The sequence below is a fragment of the Streptomyces olivaceus genome (assembly GCF_000721235.1).
Taxonomy (GTDB): domain Bacteria; phylum Actinomycetota; class Actinomycetes; order Streptomycetales; family Streptomycetaceae; genus Streptomyces; species Streptomyces olivaceus.
The window spans coordinates 1-18342 of sequence record NZ_JOFH01000004.1; the positions used below are offsets into that span (position 1 = coordinate 1).

The window sequence follows — 18342 nt, forward strand, 5'->3', positions numbered from 1 at the left end:
CATCCCGCCCCTGCCCATACGTCGCCAGCAACGCCTCCGCCTCGATCGGATCACCGAGCCTCGTCCCGGTACCGTGCGCCTCCACCACGTCCACGTCCGAGGTGCCGAGCCCGGCGTCCGCCAACGCGGCCCGGATGACGCGCTGTTGTGCGGCACCGCTGGGTGCGGACAGGCCGTTCGACGCACCGTCCTGGTTGACGGCGCTGCCCTGCACGACCGCGAGCACCCGGTGGCCGTTGCGCCGGGCGTCCGACAGCCGCTCCAGGACCAGGACTCCCACGCCCTCGGACCACGAGGTGCCGTCGGCGTCCGCCGAGAAGGACTTGCACCGGCCGTCGGGTGCCAGGCCCCCCTGCCGTTCGAACTCACGGAACATGCCGGGGGTCGCCATGACGGTCACCCCGCCGGCCAGCGCGAGGTCGCACTCGCCCGACCGCAGGGCCCGGCCCGCCAGGTGGATCGCCACCAGCGACGACGAACACGCCGTGTCCACCGTCACCGCCGGACCCTCGAAACCGAACGTGTAGGCCACCCGGCCCGAGATCACGCTGGGGGTGCTGCCGGTGAGGATCTGGCCCGCGAGGTGGTCGGGGGCCTGGTCGGCGCGGGGGCCGTAGTCGTGGGTGGTGGCGCCGACGTAGACGCCCGTGGCCGAGCTGCGCAGACCGTCGGGGTCCAGTCCGGCCTGTTCGAGGGCTTCCCAGGAGGTTTCGAGGAACAGCCGCTGCTGCGGGTCCATCGCCAGCGCCTCACGCGGCGAGATCCCGAAGAACTCCGCGTCGAAGTCCGCCGCCCCGTCGAGGAATCCGCCACCGGCGGCGCCTTCCCGCCCGTCCGTTCCCCGCGATGCCCAACCCCGGTCCTCGGGCCAGGTCGTCGGGACGGCCTCGCCGTCGGCGACGAGCCGCCACAGGTCGTCCGCCGAGGCGACTCCGCCGGGGTAGCGGCAGGCCACGCCGACCACGGCCACGGGTTCGTCGTCGGTACGCGCCGGACTCGCGTCCTGCTCGTGCGCCGGGCCGGTCGTGCCGTCGTCCGGCGGAGCGGCGGGCATCGCGGGGTGGTCGTGGTCCGGGTCCGTGGTCGTCCCGTGCGGCGTCTTCGAGCGGGCGGCCAGTCCGGTGGCGGGCTTCGGGACGGTGCGGGTCGCCGGGGCCCCGTTCTGCGGGCCGGTCTCCCGGTCGGCGGCGGTGAGCGCGGCGCCGATGTGCGCTGCCAGTGCCTGGGGCGTGGGGTGGTCGAAGACGGTGCTCGCCCTGACGGGCAGTCCCGTGCACGCCGCGAGGATCCTGCCGAGTTCCTCGATCATGACGGAGTCGAAGCCGAGGTCCTTGAACGTGCGCGCCGGGTCGACCGGTCCCGTGTCCCGCATGACGGCGGCCACCTGCTCGCACACGAACGCGCGCAGCGCCGCCGTCCGTTTCGGTCCGGTGAGCCCGCTCAGCGCGGCCACGGCCTCGCGCCCGGGGTGCGCGGGGTCCACGGCGGGTACGGCGACGGTGTCCGTGCCGTCGGGGACGGGTGCTTCCGTGGCGGCCGGCGCGGGTCCCGTCTCGAGCCAGTGGCGGCGGCGCTGGAAGGGGTAGGTCGGCAGGTCGACCACTCCGGCGCCGCCCAGCAGCGGGGTCCAGTCGATGTCGGCGCCCGCCACCCACAGCCTCGCCAGCGACCTGACCGGCACGCGGTCCTCGGTCTCCGCGACCAGCGGGACGAGGGCGGCCGCTGCTGTGTCGTCCCCGCGCTCGGCCAGGACGGTGAGGGCCGCGTCGGGGCCCGCCTCCACGAAGGCCGGCAGGCCACTGTCGCGCACCAGCGCCAGGCCGTCGGCGGGCGGTCCGGTCTCCGACGCCTGCCGCAGCCAGTGCGCGGGGTCCTGGAGGAGTGCGGGCTCCGCCGTCCCGCCCAGCATCGTCGAGGCCACGGTGAGCCGGGGGGCGGCGGACTCGATCGTCGACAGCACCGTGCGGTAGGCCCGCGCCCCGTCGGCCGGTGAGGTCTCGCTCAGCCAGCCGCGTGCCAGCGTCATGCGCGCCGCGTCCCGCAGGGACCACACGCCCGCCGCGTGGGCGGCCGTCAGCTCGCCCACCGCGTGTCCGGCCACCGTCGTCGGCCGCAGTCCCCACGACGTCAGCAGCCGCCACGCGGCCACGCCGAACGCGAAGGCACCGGCCTGGTCCCAGCCGTCGTCCCGCGGCTCCTGCTCCGGCTCCGGCTCCCGGGTGCCGGTCTCCGCGTCGTCGGCCCGCGCGGTCATGGTCCGGCGCAGCCCCGCGCCGAACGTGCCGTCCTCCAGCCCGAGTCGGGTACGCGCCCGCGCCGGCAGTCCGAGCATGTCTGCGACCTCGCCGGCCACCTCGTCGAAGGCCGCGCACACCTCCGCGAGCGCCTCGGCGAAGACCGGGAAGACGGAGAGGACCGCGCCCGCGCCGCCGGGCTTCGGCGCCCCGCCCGAAAAGACCACGGCGGCCTCGCCCGGGGCCGCCGGGCCGGACAGCACGACGTCGGGAGCGGGGGTGCCGTCGGCGAGTCCGCGTACTCCGGCGAGCAGGTCCTCGTGCGAGGCCGCCACGACGGCCGCGCGCCGTTCGAAGCCCTTGCGCGACGAGGCGAGGGACCACGCGACGTCCGCCGCCGACGCCACCGTGCCGTCGGCCGCGCCGCTGCCCGCCAGCCGGGAGGCGGCGTCGCGCAGGGCGGCGTCGGTGCGCGCGGACAGCAGCCACGGCACTTCGGACGGGGCCGCCGCCGGTGCGGCGGGGATCGGCGGGCGGGGGTGCCAGTCGGACAGGACCACATGGCAGTTGGTGCCGCCCATGCCGAAGGAGCTGACCCCGGCGACGAGTTCACCGGCCGGGTTCCCCGGCTCCGCCGCCTCTTCGGGCCACGGCTCAGCGTCCCGCTGCACGCGGAGGTTGAGTTCGTCGAGGGGGATGCGCGGGTTGGGGTTCTCGAAGTTGAGGCTGGGAGGCAGCCGGCGGTGCTTGAGGGAGAGGACGACCTTGATGAGGCCGGCGATTCCCGCGGCGCCGCCGAGGTGTCCGATGTTGGTCTTCACCGAGCCGACGGCGAGGGGCCGGCCGGCGGGGCGGTGGCGGCCGAGTGCCTCGCCCAGTGCGGCGGCCTCGACGGGGTCCCCGGTGGGCGTGCCGGTGCCGTGGAGTTCGACGTAGCCGACGGCCTCGGGCGCGATGCCGGCGCTGCGGTAGGCGGAGGTGAGGACGTCGGACTGGGCCTCGGCGGTCGGCGCCGTCAGGGTCGCGCCGGCGGGGTCGTTGTTGGTCGCGCTGCCCCGGACCAGGCACAGGATGCGGTCGCCGTCGGCGAGTGCGGTGTCGAGGCGCTTCAGGACGACGGCGCCGCCGCCCTCGCCCGGTACGTAGCCGTCGGCGCGCTCGTCGAAGGTGAAGCAGCGGCCGAGGGTGGACAGCGCACCCAGGCGGGCGGCGAGCAGCACGCTCTGCGGCAGCAGGTGGAGGTTGACCCCGCAGACCAGGGCGGCGTCGGACTCGCCCGCGCGCAGGCTCGCGCCCGCGAGGTGGAGTGCCACCAGGGAGGAGGACTGCGCGGAGTCGACGGTGATGCTCGGTCCGCGGGCGCCGAGGAAGGCGGCCAGCCGGTTGGCGAGGACGCCGCGCTGCACGCCGGTCAGCGCGTGCTGCGTGGCGAGTGTCTGGACGTGCGGGGACAGGAGTTGGGCGTAGTCGTCTCCGGTGACGCCGACGAACGTGCCGAGCCGGGTCCCGCGTACCCGGTCCGGTGTGATCCGGGCGTCCTCCAGCGCCTCCCAGCCCAGTTCGAGGGCGAGCCGCTGCTGCGGGTCGACGAACGGCGCCTCGCGCGGTGAGATCCCGAAGAACGAGGCGTCGAACCAGTCGACGTGTTCCAGGTAGCCACCGGTGCGTGGGGTGTGCTCCGCGGCGGCTCCCGTCCAGCGACCGGGCGGGACCTCGCCGACGCCGCTGCCGCCCGAGTCCAGCAGTCGCCACAGCTCGTCCGGGTTCTCCGCCCCGGCGAAACGGCAGGAGACACCGACGATGGCGAGCGCCGAGTCCCGGCCGTCCGCTGCGCTCATGAATGCGACTCCCTAGATTTCCTGGATGGATTTCCCGGACCTCCCGGACTCCCCGGGCCCTCTGTATTTCCCGGACCTCCGGGTCCCGCACGAAAGGGAGTGGAGGAACCGGGAGCGGAGGAACGGCATGAATACCGGTAACCGAATGCGCCCGGATTCGAATGCCGGAGGTGGTACGGACGGCACTGCGTCATACGGTTTCACCCGGCGGGTGCGCCACCATCGGCGAACTCCACCGTTACGTCTCCACGGTTACGCCCCCGGACGGGACGGAAATGCCGTCGGGCACTGCGGCCGGCTCATTCGAGGTAGTCCTCGGGCCCGCCGTCCCGCACGGTGTCGAGGGTGAAGCAGTGGAACCCGCCGCCGAAGAGGCGCCGGTGCCGGTGCCGTACCGGCACGACGGTGAACTTCGCGTCCTCCAGGGTCCGGACCAGCTCCGGGCTCGCCTCGTTGACCAGGACGGTCTCCGGGTCGACGGACAGCACGTTCAGGTCGATGAAGGGGCTGGTCAGGATGAGCGCGTCGTCGTCGTAGCGCGGGAAGTTGTTCTCCGTGGGGGTGGGGGCGACGATCCGGTCCCACCGGCGCAGGGCGGGCGGCAGTGCCTCGACGACCGCCTCCGAGCGGACCAGCAGCAGGCCGGGGCGCAGCGCGAGCACCATGCTGTCGATGTGGCTGTCGCTCAGCCGGTGGACCCGGTGGACGCGGAAGCGGCCTTCGAGGTGGCGCTCCAGCCAGGCGACCCCGAGTTCGTGGTTCTCGGTCGAGACGTTCGCGACGATGTCGCGGCCGAGCCGGAGGCACTGGGCCGCGTCGAACATCATCTCCAGTCCGACGTCGTACGGCGACGGCCGGGGTTCCTCGACGGGCTCGGTCGGTCCGCCGGCGGTGGCGGTCCGTACGTAGGACAGGTCGAAGGACGCGTCGGTCATCAGCGGACGGGGCATGACGGTCCAGCGGCAGCCGTCGCGGAAGTACTCCTGGAACAGCGGTTTCAGCAGCTGGGTCTCGAAGTACCGGGAGCGGATCATCGGCGGTGTCTCGATGATCTCGTCGCCGAGGACGAGCGTGTTGTCACGGATGTTGAGCGGCGGCACGACGGAGGCGGACCAGGCCGGGGTGGTGACCTCGGCGGTCTCGGCGGGCAGCGCGCGGGGGCGGTGGACGGTGACGCCGAGGTCGCGCAGGGTGTCGGCCAGCCCCTCCAGATCCTCGTTCAGCTCGTCGACGTAGCGCCGTGCCACCGGCAGCCGCCGCCGGTCGGCCGGCTCGCTCCGTGCGGACAGCCGTGGGTAGTACCACTCGGATCGGCTCGGGTTGTCCTGGGCGAGGTTGTCGTGGAAGAACAGGTCGAACGAGAGCTCCCGCTCGTGCGAGACGTAGTTCTCCGCGGATCCGACGACGACCTCACGCAGTCGCGACCACTCGTCAAAACTGTTCAGAAGCATGCAGTGAACCGCCTACTCGTCGGGGGCCTGCCGGTTGCTCGTCGGGGGCCGGCCGGTCGCGAACTCCGCAGAGCACTCGCCATCCTCACCGGGCTCCGCCCCCTGCGGGCATCGGGGAGCTCCGCCGTTACGGCACCGATGGCCCTTTCCGCCTTCACTCGCCGGTCGACGCGAAAGGCATTCGGCAGGGGGTGTGGATTCGCGGCGGATTTCCCGGGGGCGCGGCGGGGAAGAACGAGGGGCGGGGTGGACATGTCCGCTGCCCGCCGGGTAGAAAGGCGCCCGGTGCTTTCTTCCTGTCGCACCTGCCGGACGTCGGGCACCGCCTCCACTGTTGCCGCACATTCCCCACATTGCTGAGCGTCACCCCGCGGGGCATGCCTTTCGGGCCTTGTCGAATTCGTACTCTCGCGAGATGAGGAAGGGTCATGGGTGACCCGTTGCACACCGTCTCCACACTGCCGACCGCGCGGCGGCCCGGCTGCCCCTTCGACCCTCCCGAGGAGCTGCTCGAAGCCCGTCGGCACGGTCCGCTCAGCAGCTACACCTTCCCCGGCGGACACGTCGGCTGGCTGGTCACGGGATACGACCTGATCAAGTCGGTGCTGTCCGACCCGCGGTTCAGTTCGCGGCGGGAGTTCATGCGCCATCCGACCGTCGACTACGGCGGGTTGCAGCTGCCGCCGGTACCGCCGGGCGAGTTCCTCCTCATGGACGACCCCGAGCACAGCCGCTACCGGAAGCCCCTGATGGGCAAGTTCACCGTGCGCCGGATGCGGCTGCTCACCGAGCGCGTGGAGCAGATCACCGCCGAGCACCTGGACGCGATGGAGGAGTCGGGCCCTCCCGCGGATCTCGTGAGCGCGTTCGCCAAGCCCGTCCCGGCCATGGTGATCTGCGAGCTGCTCGGCGTTCCCGCCGCCGACCGGCCCTCCTTCCAGGCGCAGTTCGAGTCGTTCATGGACGCCGAGGCGCAGGACGAGGACGCGGCGACCGCCTACACCGCGACCCGGGACCGCCTGGGCGAGCTGGTGGCCGCCAAACGCGCGCAGCCCACCGACGACGTACTCAGCGAGCTGACCGACAGCGACCTCACGGACGAGGAGCTGCAGGGCATGGCCCTGGTGCTGCTCGCGGCCGGCCTGGACACCACGGCGAACATGCTGGCGCTCGGCACCTTCGCGCTGCTGCGCCACCCCGAGCAGCTCGCCGCGCTGCGCGCCGACCCCGGGCTCACCGACCGGGCCGTGGAGGAGCTGCTGCGCTATCTCAGCGTCGGCAAGACCTTCATGCGGACGGCGCTGGAGGACGTCCGCCTCGGCGGCCGCACCGTCAGGGCCGGCTCGTCGCTCATCCTGTCCTACAACACCGCGAACCGGGACCCCGAGCGTTTCACCGACCCGCACGTGCTCGACTTCCGGCGGCAGGACGGCGGGCACGTGGCCTTCGGGCACGGCATCCACCAGTGCCTGGGCCAGCAACTGGCGCGGGTTGAGATGCGGGTGGGTTTCCCCGCGCTGGTCGGCCGCTTCCCCTCGCTGCGGCTCGCGGTCCCGGCCGAGGAGATCGTCATGCGCACGGAGCTGTCCGACATCCACGGGGTGAAGAGCCTTCCGGTCACGTGGGACGCGTGAACCAGGAGGGCCGGGCCATCAGGACCGGGGTGGACACCGGGCGTTGCATCGGATCGGGGATGTGCGCCCTGACGGCCGGTGAGGTGTTCGACCAGCGCGAGGACGACGGGAAGGCCGTCGTCCTGCGTCCCGAGCCGCCGGCCGACTCGTGGGACGCGGTACGTGACGCCGCCGGTCTCTGTCCCACGGGGGCCATCACGGTGTGGACCGAGGCCCGTCCGGACACCTGACGCGCGCGGACGGGACCGGGACGCGGAGGAGGGTGTGCTGGCCCGTACCCTGGGGCCCGGGCCTCGTGGCCCCGACCGAGGGGAGTCAGGTGGACGTGGACGGCAGGCCGCTGAAGAGGCTCGGGTTCCTCACGATCGGGCTGTTCGACGAGGACGATCCGGGCCCGGGACACGAGACCACGCTGCGCGTGGTGGAGCTGGGTGAGCAGCTCGGTTACGACAGCGCGTGGGTGCGCCACCGCCACCTCCAGTACGGCGTCGCCTCACCCGTGGCCCTCCTCGCGGCCGCCACCCAGCGCACCCGCCGCATCGAACTCGGGACCGCGGTCACGCCTCTGGGCTGGGAGAACCCACTGCGGCTCGCCGAGGACTGGGCGACCGTCGACATCCTGTCCCACGGGCGGTTCAACCCCGGTGTGAGCACCGGACCGCCGATGCACTTCGACCGGGTGAGAGACGCCCTGTACCCGGACACGGCCGACGCGGAGGAGTTCGGCTACGAGCGGGTGCGGCGCCTCCTCGACCACATCGCCGGCGAGCCGGTCACCGGCTTCCACGGCACGGAGGGCATCGAGAGCTACTCGGACCGTGTACAGCCGCACTCCCCCGGCCTGCGGCAACGGATGTGGTACGGCGGCGGCAGCCTGCGGTCGGCCCGCTGGGCCGGGGAGAACGCCATGAACCTCCTCACCAGCAGTGTGGTCAAGGCGGAGAAGCCTCAACAGGGCTCGGGTTCCGAGGACTTCGCCGCCATCCAGCTCTCCCACATCCGCGCCTTCCGGGCCGCCCACCCGGCCGGAGAGGCGGCCCGCGTGTCCCAGGGGCTCGTGGTGATCCCCACCGACTCGGCCGACTCGGGGCAGCGCGGGAAGTACGAGGAGTACGCCGCGCGACGACTGCCCCGCACCGCACAACCGCAGGGACCGGCCCGTCTGCTGTTCGCCCCGGATCTCGTGGGCCCCTCCGAGTGGATCGCCGAACGCCTCCGCGCCCACGCGGCGTTCCGCGAAGTGGACGAGGTGGCCTTCGCCCTGCCGTTCGACTTCGAGCAGGCGGACTACGAGCAGATCCTCACCGACATCTCCGGACGGCTCGGACCCGCGCTGGGCTGGACCGCGACGCCCTGACACGCGGCGAATCGTCGGGGATCAACTGATCGGCGCAACAGCGAATCGTTTCACCGGGTGAACGGTTACACCGACGGCGGGCAGGGCCTTCCCGAGCTGCGAGCCTGGGCCTCGCATCGACAACGGGTCGGCAGGACACGGACGTTCCTGCTCCGGCCCTCCACTGTAGGGAGTCCCCTTGCCTCTTCGTCGTGTCCTGACCAGCGTCCTCGCCTCCTTCGCCCTCCTCCTCGCCTCCGTCGGCGCCGTCGCGCTGAGCGCCGGCCCGGCCGCCGCGAACCCCTGCGGCTTCTACGAGACCGCCTCCGACGCGTACTACAACCACTGCACCTCGGACGGCTCGCACATCGTCATCGAGATCGACGACTGGGGCCCCAACAGCGAACAGTGCGTGGGCCCCGGCGTGACCTGGATCGGTTCCGCCTCCGGCGTCGACGGAGCGTGGTACACGGGCCGCACCTGCTGACGCCGGCAGCCGGGCCGGGACAGCCGGCCGGCGGCTGAACGGCCTCGCGAGACACCACTCGGGCACGCCGGTCCGGACTTTCCCCGGCGTGCCCGGCGGGCCGTCGGCCGTTGCGCACGACTGACGGATTGGCGGCGGGCACCGGCGGGCAGGGAGACAGGCGATGCCATGATGTCCCCGATGATGTCATGAGCACGACTCCTCTCCCCCACAAGGAGGTCGACATGCACGTCCGTACACTGACCGGCTCCCTCGCCGCGACCCTGCTGATGTCGCTGCCCCTGCTGAGCGGCCAGGCCGCGGCCGCCGGCTCACCGGCCGACGCCGCGCCTTCCCCGGCCGCGGCCCGGGTCCTGACCTACGACGCGAGCGGTTCCGCGGAGTTCAGGTCCGCGGTGGACCGGGGCGCGGAGATCTGGAACGAGAGCGTCGAAGGCGCGGAACTGCGGCCCGCCGCGGCCGGACAGCAGGCCAACATCCGCGTCCTGGCCGACGACGGCTGGCCGCGCGCCCTCACCACCTCGCTGGGCAACGGCACGGTCTGGATCGGGCGTGAGGCGGTGAACGAGGGCCACAACACGGTGCGGATCTCGTCCCACGAACTCGGCCACATCCTGGGGCTGCCGGACCGCAAGCCCGGCCCCTGCTCCAGCCTGATGTCCGGGGCGAGCGCGGGTACCGAGTGCACGAACCCGTATCCGAACGCCGCGGAGAAGACGGAGGTCGAGGACAACTTCGCCGGCGCGGCCGCATCACCGTCGGCGGTCGCGCGGTCGGCCCCCGTCCTCGTCGCGGACTGACCGGGTCTGGCCGTACGGCGCCTGGCCAGGTGCCGTACGGCTCCGGCCGGCGGTGAGCACCGGCCGGCGGGCACCGCCGGCGCCCCCGCGCGGGGCCACCCGAAAAATCGGGGGCTCGGGGACCACGGCCCGGATAACCTCACCCGGTCGTCGCACCTCTTCCGCCCGCCGTCCGGAGAACCGCCCATGCCCTGCCGTCCGGCCGTCTCCATCACGGAGTTCCCCGTCTCCGGTCCCGGGGCCGGGCCCTACGGAATCACTTCCGGACCGGACGGCGCGCTGTGGTTCACCATGGTCCACCACGGACGGATCGGCAGGATCACACCGGACGGCGACACCACCTCGCACCGGCTCGAACCGGACACCGGCGGACCGTCGCTCATCGCCACGGGGCCCGACGGCGCCCTGTGGTTCACCGAGTTCCGCGGGCATCGCATCGGACGCATCGGCACGGCCGGGGAGATCACCTCCTTCCCACTGCCGACTCCGGACGCCGGCCCGTTCGGCATCGTGGCCGGCCCCGACGACGCGCTGTGGTTCACCGAGGCCGGCGCCGACCGCGTCGGCCGCATCACGACCGACGGCCGTGTCACCGAGTTCCCCCTCCCCGTCACGGGGGCCTTTCCGTCGGCCATCGCCTCGGGCCCGGACGACCGGCTGTGGTTCACGATGAACCAGGCGAACGCGATCGGTGCCGTCACGTGCGACGGTGCCGTGACCGTCCACGCGCTGCCCACGCCCGCCGCCGCCCCTGTCGGCATCACGGCCGGCGGCGACGGCGCCCTCTGGTTCGTCGAGATCGGAGCCGGCCGGATCGGGCGGATCACGACGGACGGCCGGATCGACGAGTACGACCTGCCCGACCCCTCGTGCCGCCCGCACGCCATCACGGCCGGCGCCGACGGGGACTGCTGGTTCACCGAGTGGGGCGCCAACCGCGTCGGACGGATCACCCCCGACGGCCGGATCGACGAGTACGGCCTGACGAGCCCGTCCTCGGAACCCCACGGCATCGTCCTGGGGCCGGACGGCGCGCTGTGGACCGCGCTGGAGACCGGGGCGGTCGCCCGCGTCGACGCGGGCTGAGACGGCACGACGCGCCGCGGCCGGTGCCGCGGCACCGGTGACGTGCCGGAACACCGTCGAGGGTGGTCGAGAGCTGTCGGTGGCATGTCGGCGCGATGTCGGTGGATCGTCGGCGGCGACTGACACCTTTCCGTGGACGGCCGCCGGGACCGCACCGGACGGCACGCAACGGAAGGAGCCACCATGCCCATCCCAGTCACCGTCGTCGGCGCCGGACTCGGCGGACTCACCCTGGCCCGCGTCCTGCACGTCCACGGGATACCCGTCACCGTGTACGAGGCGGACCCCTCCCCGTCGGCACGGCCCCAGGGCGGACTGCTGGACATCCACGACGACAGCGGGCAACTCGCGCTGCGGGCCGCCGGCCTGACGGACGAGTTCCGCGCGATGGTTCTGCCGGGGCGCCAGGCCCTGCGGCTCCTGGACCGGGACGGAACCGTCCTGCTCGACCAGCCCGACGACGGAACGGGCACACGCCCCGAGGTCCACCGCGGCGACCTGCGGCAGCTCCTGCTCGACTCGCTGCCGGCGGGCACCGTGCGGTGGGGGCACAAGGCCGCCCGCCTCCGTGCTCTTGCCGGGGGCCGCCACGAAGTGACGTTCGCCGACGGCACCACCGTCGTCACCGGCCTCCTGGTCGGCGCGGACGGGGCCTGGTCACGGGTCAGGCCGCTGGTGTCCGCCGCCGCACCCGAGTACATCGGGAAGTCGGTCGTCGAGACCTACCTGTTCGACGCCGACGCCCGGCACCCGGCCGCCTCGAAGGCGGTGGGCGGCGGAATGCTGATCGCTCCCTCGCCCGGCCGGGAGATCTTCGCCCACCGGGAGAAGGACGACACCCTGCACGCCTACGTGGGACTGGCCGAGCCGCAGGAGTGGTTCGCCGCCACCGACTTCGGCGACGCCGCGGCCGCCACCGAGTGGATCGCGCGGGCGTTCGCCGGCTGGGCGCCGGAACTCACCGCGCTGATCACCGACACCGACACCGCGCCGGTCCTGCGTCCGCTCTTCGCCTTGGCGCCCGGACACCGCTGGGACCGGGTCCCGGGGGTCACCCTGCTCGGTGACGCCGCCCACCTCTCCGCCCCCAACGGCGAGGGCGCCAACCTCGCCATGCTGGACGGCGCCGACCTCGGCCTGGCGCTCGCCGCGCACCCCGACGACCCCGAGGCGGCACTCGCCCGGTACGAGGCGGTCATGTTTCCCCGCAGCGCGGAGACCGCGACCGACGAGATGCCGTCGTTCGACTCCGCGGACAACACCGCCCAGGGCTTGCTCGACCTGTTCACCGAGAAGGCGGCGGACGGTCCCCACGGGCACTGACGTACGGGGCGGGTCCCGTGCCGGACCCGCTTTCGGCGGAGCTCCGAGGCGCTGGTGTACCGTCCCGAGGTGACTGAATCCTCCACCGATCTCGCGAGCCGCACTCCGCGCAGTTCCGGCGTCCAGTCGGTCGCCCGGGCGGCGGCGCTGCTGGGGGCCGTGGTGGACAGCCCGTCCGGCGGTGCGACCCTCACCGAGCTGTCCAAGCTCACCGGGCTGAACGTGAGCACCGTGCACCGGCTGCTGGGAACACTGTGCGCGGAGGGCCTGCTCTGCCGCTCCCGTGAGGGTGACCGGTTCCAGCCCGGACCGGTACTGCTGCGGCTCGGCCGCAGGTCGCTGGCGTCCACCGGGCTGCCGGAGGTCACCGCGGTCCTCAAGGAACTGGCGGACGCGACCGGGGAGACCGCGAGCATCGGCATGCGCCGCGGCGACCGCGTACTGGTGCTCGTCTCCGTCCAGTCCGAGCAGCCGCTGCGGTACCTGGGCGAGCCGGGGGTGTCCGTGCCGCTGACGCGGACGGCGATGGGCGTCGCCCTGCTGGCCTTCGACACCCCCTCGCCGCGGCAGCGGACTCCGGGACAGCGCCGGGGCGGCGACGAGCAGGCCGGCCCCGACCCGACCGAGGACACCGAGGCCACCGAGGACGCCGAGAAGTGGTCCTGGCACGTGCGGCTGCTCGCCGCGCAGTTCCGGGGCTATGCCGTGCTCGACGGCGCCGACGGCAGTGGCCTGCGCGGACTCGCCGCGCCCGTGGACAGCGGATCGCCCTACATCCAGCTGGCCGTCGACATCCAGGGGCCGGCGGGGCGCATGACCGACGACCGTCTGGACGCGCTCGGTGCGCGGGTGGTCGCCGCGGCGGACAGCCTGCGGGGCCTGCCGGTCGCCCTGGCCCTCGGACAGCTCTGACGACTCTCCCCCTGCCGGACCGATCTCGGGCCTGTCCCGGGCCGAACATGTCAATCATGTTGCAGCCCTCGGCTCCTCCGCCGGATCCGTGGCGCCCCAACACGCCGTGCCATCAAGGGAGACGAGCCTTCCCGCAGAGTGAAATCCCTTCGCGTATCGCGAAAAGAGTCCGTTGACGGGCGTGTGGGGCCCGCCTACAGTCATCGGCAGTTCGAGGACAGGAGGGAGGGCAGCATGACGACGCAAGCGCACGGCGACCCGATCGTCATCTCCCGCAACCACCCCGTCTTCGACCTCCCCGAGATCGTCGCCACGGAGCACGGCCTGTTCGAGCAGGCCGGTCTCGACGTCCGCCTCGCGCACAACACCCCGTCCCGGGAGCGCGAGTCCCGCGACCCGATCGCGCGCCGCAAGGAGGCCCTCTTCGAGTCGGAGCGCGCCGACCTGTTCAACCTGTGCGAGTGGGGCGGCATCGACCGGCTCGAACGCAACCGGCGCGGCGGCTACATCGGTTACCTGCGCCCGGCGGTCGTCGCCCAGGGCCTGATCAGCTTCGACCCGGCGCTGGGCGAACCGCACGACGTGAGCGGCATACCCGTGGGCGTCAACGAGTTCACCGGCTCGCACTACACCGCTCTGCACCTGCTCGAAGGCACCGTCCCCCGCGACCGGATCACCCTGGAGCACGTGGGCCCGCCGTCCGCCCGCCTGGAGGCGGCCGCCACCGGGAGCATCCGCGCCGTGATGCTCATGGAGCCCTATCTCACCCTCGCCCTGGAGCGCGGAGCCCACCTGCTGGGCTGCTACTTCTACCGGGGCACACAGGTCGTGGCACCGCACCTGCCCGCCGAGCGGCTCGACGTCTACATGTCCGCCGTCAACGCGGCCGTCGACATCATCAACGCCGACCGCTCGGCCTGGGCCGGACACATCGTCAGCGAGCTCGAAGGCTCGCTCGCCCCCGGTCGGCTGCGTCCGGACTACCACCGCTACACGCACGCCACTCCCTTCACGCGGGAGCGGTTCACCGAAAGCTACGCGTGGATGACCTCCTGGCAACTCACCGACGGGCGCAGCGGTTACGACACGCTGCTGGCCCTGCGGTAGGCGAGGGGACGGGACATCGCGATGACCGGAGAGCCGCGGCCCCCGAGGGCCCTCACCCGCCGCTACCACGTCGATCTCTGTCTGCTCGCCGGCTGTCTGTGTACCGGCGCGCTCCGCGACGGCCCCGCTTTGCGCTGACGGCGTTCCGTTCCTCCCCCGGCGCGGCATGCGCCGAACGCGGCCCGCGACGCGGTCGCCGCACGGCCACGCGGGAGCGCACGCCGTGACTGCGCACGGGTGACCCGCCCCGCCCGCCGGTCGTCGCGACGCCCCTCACACCGCCGCCGCGTGTCCTGACGTGCCCACCCCCGCTGCCCCTCCTTCCCCTCCTTCCCGCCCCTTTCCCCTTCTCCGCCCGGGAGACCGCACCATGACCAGTCCTTCCTTCTTCCGTCCCGACCGCCGGACCACGGCGCCCTCCGCCCAGGGGCCGGGCCGCCGGACCCTGTTGCGCTCGGGAGGCGGGCTGCTGGCCGCGGCCGGTCTCGCCCCGCTGCTCGCGGCGTGCGGAGAATCCGGCGGCGGCAAGGACGGCGGCAGCTCGGCGCGCGTGGAGGACACCCAGGCCGGGACGGCGGGCGCGGTGATCAGGCCGATCAGTGAACAGCAGCGTCTGGTGGGCGACCTGGACCTCACCTACGTCGCGGGGACCGGACCGGGCGACGTGCAGAACAAGCTGCTCTCCGGGGCCCTCGACGTGGCCAGCATGGGCCCCGTCGGCGCCGCCGTCTCCCAGGCCGCCGGCGCCGACGTGCTGATCTTCTCCACCAGCCTGGCCAACCACGTGCGGTGGCTGGTGCCGGAGAACAGCCCCTACCGCACCGTCAAGGACCTGCGCGGCAAGAAGGTCGCCACGCCGCCGAAGAACAGCGACGCCTACCGCTCCACCCAACTCGCCACCGCTGTCAACGACATCGACTTCGAGGAGGACTACGAGGTCCATCCCGGCGCCGTACTCGCCGGACTCTCCCTCTTCGAGCGCGGTGACGTGGACGCCATCGTCACCATCGAGCCGAACGCCACCCGGCTGGTCGCCAAGGGGGCGCGGCAACTCGTCACGGTCACCGGCCTGTGGCAGCAGGGCACCGGCAGCGACGCCGGACTTTTCCTCAACGGACAGGGCGCCAAGCGCAGTTGGGTGGAACGGAACGGCAAGGCGGCAGCCGGTCTCGCCAGACTCCGGCTGCGGGCCCACGAGTACATCCACGACCACCCCGAGATCCTCGCCGAGCTGCACGAGTCCTACGGCATCCCGGCCTCGGAGAAGAAGGCCGTGGCGCTGCTGCCCGAGCGGCTCGCCGGGATCTACCCCGTCGAGTGGGGCGAGGCCTCGTTCACCAGCATGCGCGAGCAGTTGAAGGTCGCCGCCCGGACGGGACTGATCAGAGCCGTGCCCGAGAAGACCGTCTACCGGGACCTGGGGTGAGCACCGTGCCACGACACACCACGGTGAGCACCGCCCCCGCGCCGGCCGCCCCCTCTCCGCCAGACCCGGCGGCGACCGGCCCGACCGGCTCGGCCTCCTCCGCCCCCGGCCGGCGCGGACGACCCGCCCCGGGCAGGGCCGCCGTTCGCGCGGTGCTGCCGGCCGCGGCCTTCTTCGCGGTGCTCGTCGGCGGCTGGCAGCTCGTCGCGTCCCGCAGCGACAACGTACTGGTCCCGGACGTGCCGACCGTCTGGTCCGCACTGTCGGACACCGTCACCCAGCCCCTGTTCTACGACTCCCTCGGCGCCACCCTGCTGCGCGTCGGTCTCGGCTTCGCCCTGGCCTTCGTCACCGCGGTCGTGGTCGGCATCGCGATGGGCCGGGTGGAGTTCGTACGGCGCTTCTTCGAACCGGCGGTGCTGATCGGACTGACGGTGCCCGGCCTGGTGTGGGCCCTGCTGTGCGTCATCTGGTTCGGCGTCTCCCTCACCAACCCGGTGGTCGCCGTCGCCCTGTCCGCCGCGCCCGCCCTGACCCTGAGCATCTACCAGGGCACCCGCGCCATGGACTCCGAACTGCACGAGATGGCGTACGTCTACCGCTTCTCGCTCACCACCAAGCTGCGCTACCTGTGGCTGCCGTCGCTGCTGCCCGCGCTGCTGTCGGGCGCCCGTCTCGGCCTGTCGCTGTCCTGGAAGGTGATCGTGCTGGTGGAGATGTTCGGCATGTCCAGCGGAGTCGGCTACGAGCTCAACAACCAGTTCGCCGCGCAGAACGTCGCCGGTGTCCTCAGCTGGACCCTGCTCTTCGCACTCGTCATGGCGGTCCTGGAGTACGGCGTCCTCCAGAGCCTGGAACGACGCCTGGGACGCTGGCGGAAGGCGGCCACCGTATGACCGGCACCGACACCGACACGACGTCCGGCGCTCCGGCCGAGCGCCCGCGGCAGCGTCCGTACGCCGTCCTCGACGGCGTGGGCAAGGAGTTCACCAGCGCCCGCACCGGCGAGCGCGAGACCGTCTTCGACGACTTCTCGCTCACCGTGCACCACGGCGAACTGGTGGCCGTCGTCGGCGCCTCCGGCACCGGCAAGACCACCTTGCTGCACCTGGTCGCGGGCCTCGAACACCCCGACTCCGGCCGGATCACGCTGAACGACGGGACACTCGCCGACGGATCGCCCGGTCCCACCGGCGCGAACGGTACGGACGGCGCCGGGCCCCGGCTCGGTGTGGTCTTCCAGCAGCCGCGGCTGCTGGACTGGCTCTCCGTGCGCCGCAACGTCGAACTTGCCCTGACCAGCACGGGACTCGACCCGGCCGGAGCCTCGCAGGCGCTGGCCGACGTGGGCCTCGCGCAGTACGCCGACCGCTACCCGTCGGTGCTCTCCGGCGGGCAGCGCCAGCGCGCCGCCGTGGCCCGCGCCTTCGCCGTGCAGCCCGAACTCGTGCTCCTGGACGAACCGTTCAGCGCGCTGGACCAGCTGACCGCCCGGCGGCTGCGACTGCTGCTCCAGGACCTGTGGACGGCCCGCCCGCGCACCGGACTGCTCGTCACCCACAACCCCCTGGAAGCGGCCTTCCTCGCGGACCGCGTCATCGTCCTGGAAGGACGCCCCGCGCGCGTGCACGCCGAGTTCGCCATCGACCTGCCCAGGCCCCGCGCGCCCGAGGACCCGCGCGTCTTCACCCACCAGACCGAGATCCTCGCCGCACTGGGCTGAACCCGGCCCCCGCCCCGAGCCAACTCGCCGCAACGGCAACCCCACCGAAAGGAACCCGCCTGCCATGGCAGCCCGCAAGAAGATAACCATGGAGACCCTCTCGCTGGTCTTCTCCCTGCCCCAGCTCGTCGCCAAGGACGAGGGCTACTACGAGGAGGAGGGCCTGGACGTCGACTTCGTGCCCAAGGGCTACGACGCCAACGTCTCCTACCTCGACGACCACGAGCTGGTCAGCTCGTTCGGCACCGTCCGCTCCAACTTCGAGAGCGGTGACGCGTCCCTGTACCGGGCGTGCGAGTGGGGCCAGATCCGCCGCTCCCACGACACGGAGGTCGGCGGCCGCGTCGTCGGCAAGCGGGCCGCGGTCGGCAGCCAGGCGATCCTGGTGCCGCCCACCTCCTCGGCCGTCCACCCCCAGGACCTCGCCGGCCGGCCGGTCGCGGTCAACTTCCACCACGGTTCGCACTACCTGGCGCTGCAGGCCCTGGAGGGCTTCTTGCCCCGCGAGGAGATCAAGGTGGTGCACATCGGCGGCCCGCAGCAGCGTTTCGAGGCGCTGCGGGACGGTGTCGTCCCGGCCGCGGCGCTGATGGAGCCGTGGATCACCGTCGCCCAGAAGCAGGGCTACCAGATTCTCACCGAGGCCTTCTACGTCGGCTCGGAGATCGCCTCACCGGAAGTCGACACGGACACCTACGACGCCCTGAACCGGGCCGTGGTCAAGGCCGTCCGCAAGCTCCAGGAGGACCCCTACCCCTACCTGCACCACCTCATCGGCGAGGTGCCCCCGGAGATCGACGCCGAGCTGAAGCCGTCGGACTTCCCCCGCTGGCGGCTGCGGTTCGTCGACCCGGCCCCGTACCCGGAGGACCAGTTCCGGCGCACCTTCGACTGGATGCGCAGCTGGAACCTGATCAACGAGGACGGCTCGACGTACAACTCCCTGGTCGACAACCTGCTGCCGGCCTGACCGCCGCGGCACCCG

Annotated in this window: 15 protein-coding genes; 13 read left to right on the plus strand and 2 right to left on the minus strand. The window is 72.7% G+C overall.

The window, feature by feature from the left end; all coding sequences use genetic code 11:
* Both IG94_RS0106080 and IG94_RS0106085 read right to left on the minus strand, forming a co-directional pair.
* On the minus strand, window positions 1-4072 hold a 4072-nt coding region (locus IG94_RS0106080), incomplete at its 3' end, for a type I polyketide synthase (RefSeq protein ID WP_031032133.1).
* Between the two features lie 299 nt (window positions 4073-4371).
* A complete protein-coding gene (locus IG94_RS0106085) occupies window positions 4372-5523 on the minus strand; it encodes a glycine amidinotransferase (RefSeq protein ID WP_031032135.1) in 1152 nt (383 codons plus the stop codon).
* 428 nt (window positions 5524-5951) lie between these two features.
* Here IG94_RS0106085 and IG94_RS0106090 point away from each other — a divergent pair, with 428 nt between their 5' ends.
* The 13 genes from IG94_RS0106090 (at window position 5952) to IG94_RS0106150 (ending at window position 18327) form a co-directional block, all read left to right on the plus strand.
* A complete protein-coding gene (locus tag IG94_RS0106090) occupies window positions 5952-7157 on the plus strand; it encodes a cytochrome P450 (RefSeq protein ID WP_031032137.1) in 1206 nt (401 codons plus the stop codon).
* Complete coding sequence (locus tag IG94_RS0106095) at window positions 7154-7387, plus strand: ferredoxin (protein ID WP_372459470.1); 234 nt, start codon at window positions 7154-7156, stop codon at window positions 7385-7387. The genes IG94_RS0106090 and IG94_RS0106095 overlap by 4 nt, the downstream gene beginning before the upstream one ends.
* Window positions 7388-7452: 65 nt before the next feature.
* Window positions 7453-8514 (plus strand): LLM class flavin-dependent oxidoreductase, encoded by a 1062-nt coding sequence (locus IG94_RS0106100; protein WP_372459469.1) that lies wholly within the window; start codon window positions 7453-7455, stop codon window positions 8512-8514.
* A gap of 178 nt (window positions 8515-8692) precedes the next feature.
* A complete protein-coding gene (locus tag IG94_RS42820; RefSeq protein ID WP_031032145.1) occupies window positions 8693-8980 on the plus strand; it encodes a DUF6355 family natural product biosynthesis protein in 288 nt (95 codons plus the stop codon).
* A 224-nt stretch (window positions 8981-9204) separates the two neighbouring features.
* On the plus strand, window positions 9205-9780 hold the full coding sequence (locus IG94_RS0106110) for a snapalysin family zinc-dependent metalloprotease (RefSeq protein WP_031032146.1): 576 nt from the start codon (window positions 9205-9207) through the stop codon (window positions 9778-9780).
* Window positions 9781-9966: 186 nt separating this feature from the next.
* Window positions 9967-10866 (plus strand): Vgb family protein, encoded by a 900-nt coding sequence (locus tag IG94_RS0106115; protein ID WP_031032148.1) that lies wholly within the window; start codon window positions 9967-9969, stop codon window positions 10864-10866.
* Window positions 10867-11049: 183 nt separating this feature from the next.
* Window positions 11050-12189 (plus strand): FAD-dependent oxidoreductase, encoded by a 1140-nt coding sequence (locus tag IG94_RS0106120; protein ID WP_031032152.1) that lies wholly within the window; start codon window positions 11050-11052, stop codon window positions 12187-12189.
* A 69-nt stretch (window positions 12190-12258) separates the two neighbouring features.
* A complete protein-coding gene (locus IG94_RS0106125; RefSeq protein ID WP_157852217.1) occupies window positions 12259-13101 on the plus strand; it encodes an IclR family transcriptional regulator in 843 nt (280 codons plus the stop codon).
* Between the two features lie 234 nt (window positions 13102-13335).
* Entirely contained in the window at window positions 13336-14208 is an 873-nt protein-coding gene (locus IG94_RS0106130) for a substrate-binding domain-containing protein (protein WP_031032156.1), read from the plus strand.
* A 370-nt stretch (window positions 14209-14578) separates the two neighbouring features.
* On the plus strand, window positions 14579-15634 hold the full coding sequence (locus IG94_RS0106135; RefSeq protein WP_031032158.1) for an ABC transporter substrate-binding protein: 1056 nt from the start codon (window positions 14579-14581) through the stop codon (window positions 15632-15634).
* Window positions 15635-15639: 5 nt separating this feature from the next.
* Entirely contained in the window at window positions 15640-16530 is an 891-nt protein-coding gene (locus tag IG94_RS0106140; protein ID WP_224326414.1) for an ABC transporter permease, read from the plus strand.
* The gene (locus tag IG94_RS0106145; RefSeq protein WP_078536086.1) at window positions 16527-17357 is read left to right on the plus strand and encodes an ABC transporter ATP-binding protein; all 831 of its coding nucleotides are present in this window, start codon (window positions 16527-16529) and stop codon (window positions 17355-17357) included. Before IG94_RS0106140 ends, IG94_RS0106145 begins: the two co-directional genes overlap by 4 nt.
* Window positions 17358-17421: 64 nt before the next feature.
* Window positions 17422-18327 carry an ABC transporter substrate-binding protein gene (locus IG94_RS0106150; protein ID WP_031032164.1) on the plus strand — a complete coding sequence of 302 codons (906 nt, stop codon included), beginning with the start codon at window positions 17422-17424 and terminating at the stop codon, window positions 18325-18327.
* The last annotated feature ends 15 nt before the right edge of the window (window positions 18328-18342 follow it).

What these genes read in the sequence shown, in the direction of transcription:
- IG94_RS0106085 (WP_031032135.1), bottom strand. Translation starts at nt 5,523, where the DNA reads ATGCTTCTGAACAGTTTTGACGAGTGGTCGCGACTGCGTGAGGTCGTC.
- IG94_RS0106090 (WP_031032137.1), top strand. Translation starts at nt 5,952, where the DNA reads ATGGGTGACCCGTTGCACACCGTCTCCACACTGCCGACCGCGCGGCGG.
- IG94_RS0106110 (WP_031032146.1), top strand. Translation starts at nt 9,205, where the DNA reads ATGCACGTCCGTACACTGACCGGCTCCCTCGCCGCGACCCTGCTGATG.
- IG94_RS0106115 (WP_031032148.1), top strand. Translation starts at nt 9,967, where the DNA reads ATGCCCTGCCGTCCGGCCGTCTCCATCACGGAGTTCCCCGTCTCCGGT.
- IG94_RS0106120 (WP_031032152.1), top strand. Translation starts at nt 11,050, where the DNA reads ATGCCCATCCCAGTCACCGTCGTCGGCGCCGGACTCGGCGGACTCACC.
- IG94_RS0106130 (WP_031032156.1), top strand. Translation starts at nt 13,336, where the DNA reads ATGACGACGCAAGCGCACGGCGACCCGATCGTCATCTCCCGCAACCAC.
- IG94_RS0106135 (WP_031032158.1), top strand. Translation starts at nt 14,579, where the DNA reads ATGACCAGTCCTTCCTTCTTCCGTCCCGACCGCCGGACCACGGCGCCC.
- IG94_RS0106145 (WP_078536086.1), top strand. Translation starts at nt 16,527, where the DNA reads ATGACCGGCACCGACACCGACACGACGTCCGGCGCTCCGGCCGAGCGC.
- IG94_RS0106150 (WP_031032164.1), top strand. Translation starts at nt 17,422, where the DNA reads ATGGCAGCCCGCAAGAAGATAACCATGGAGACCCTCTCGCTGGTCTTC.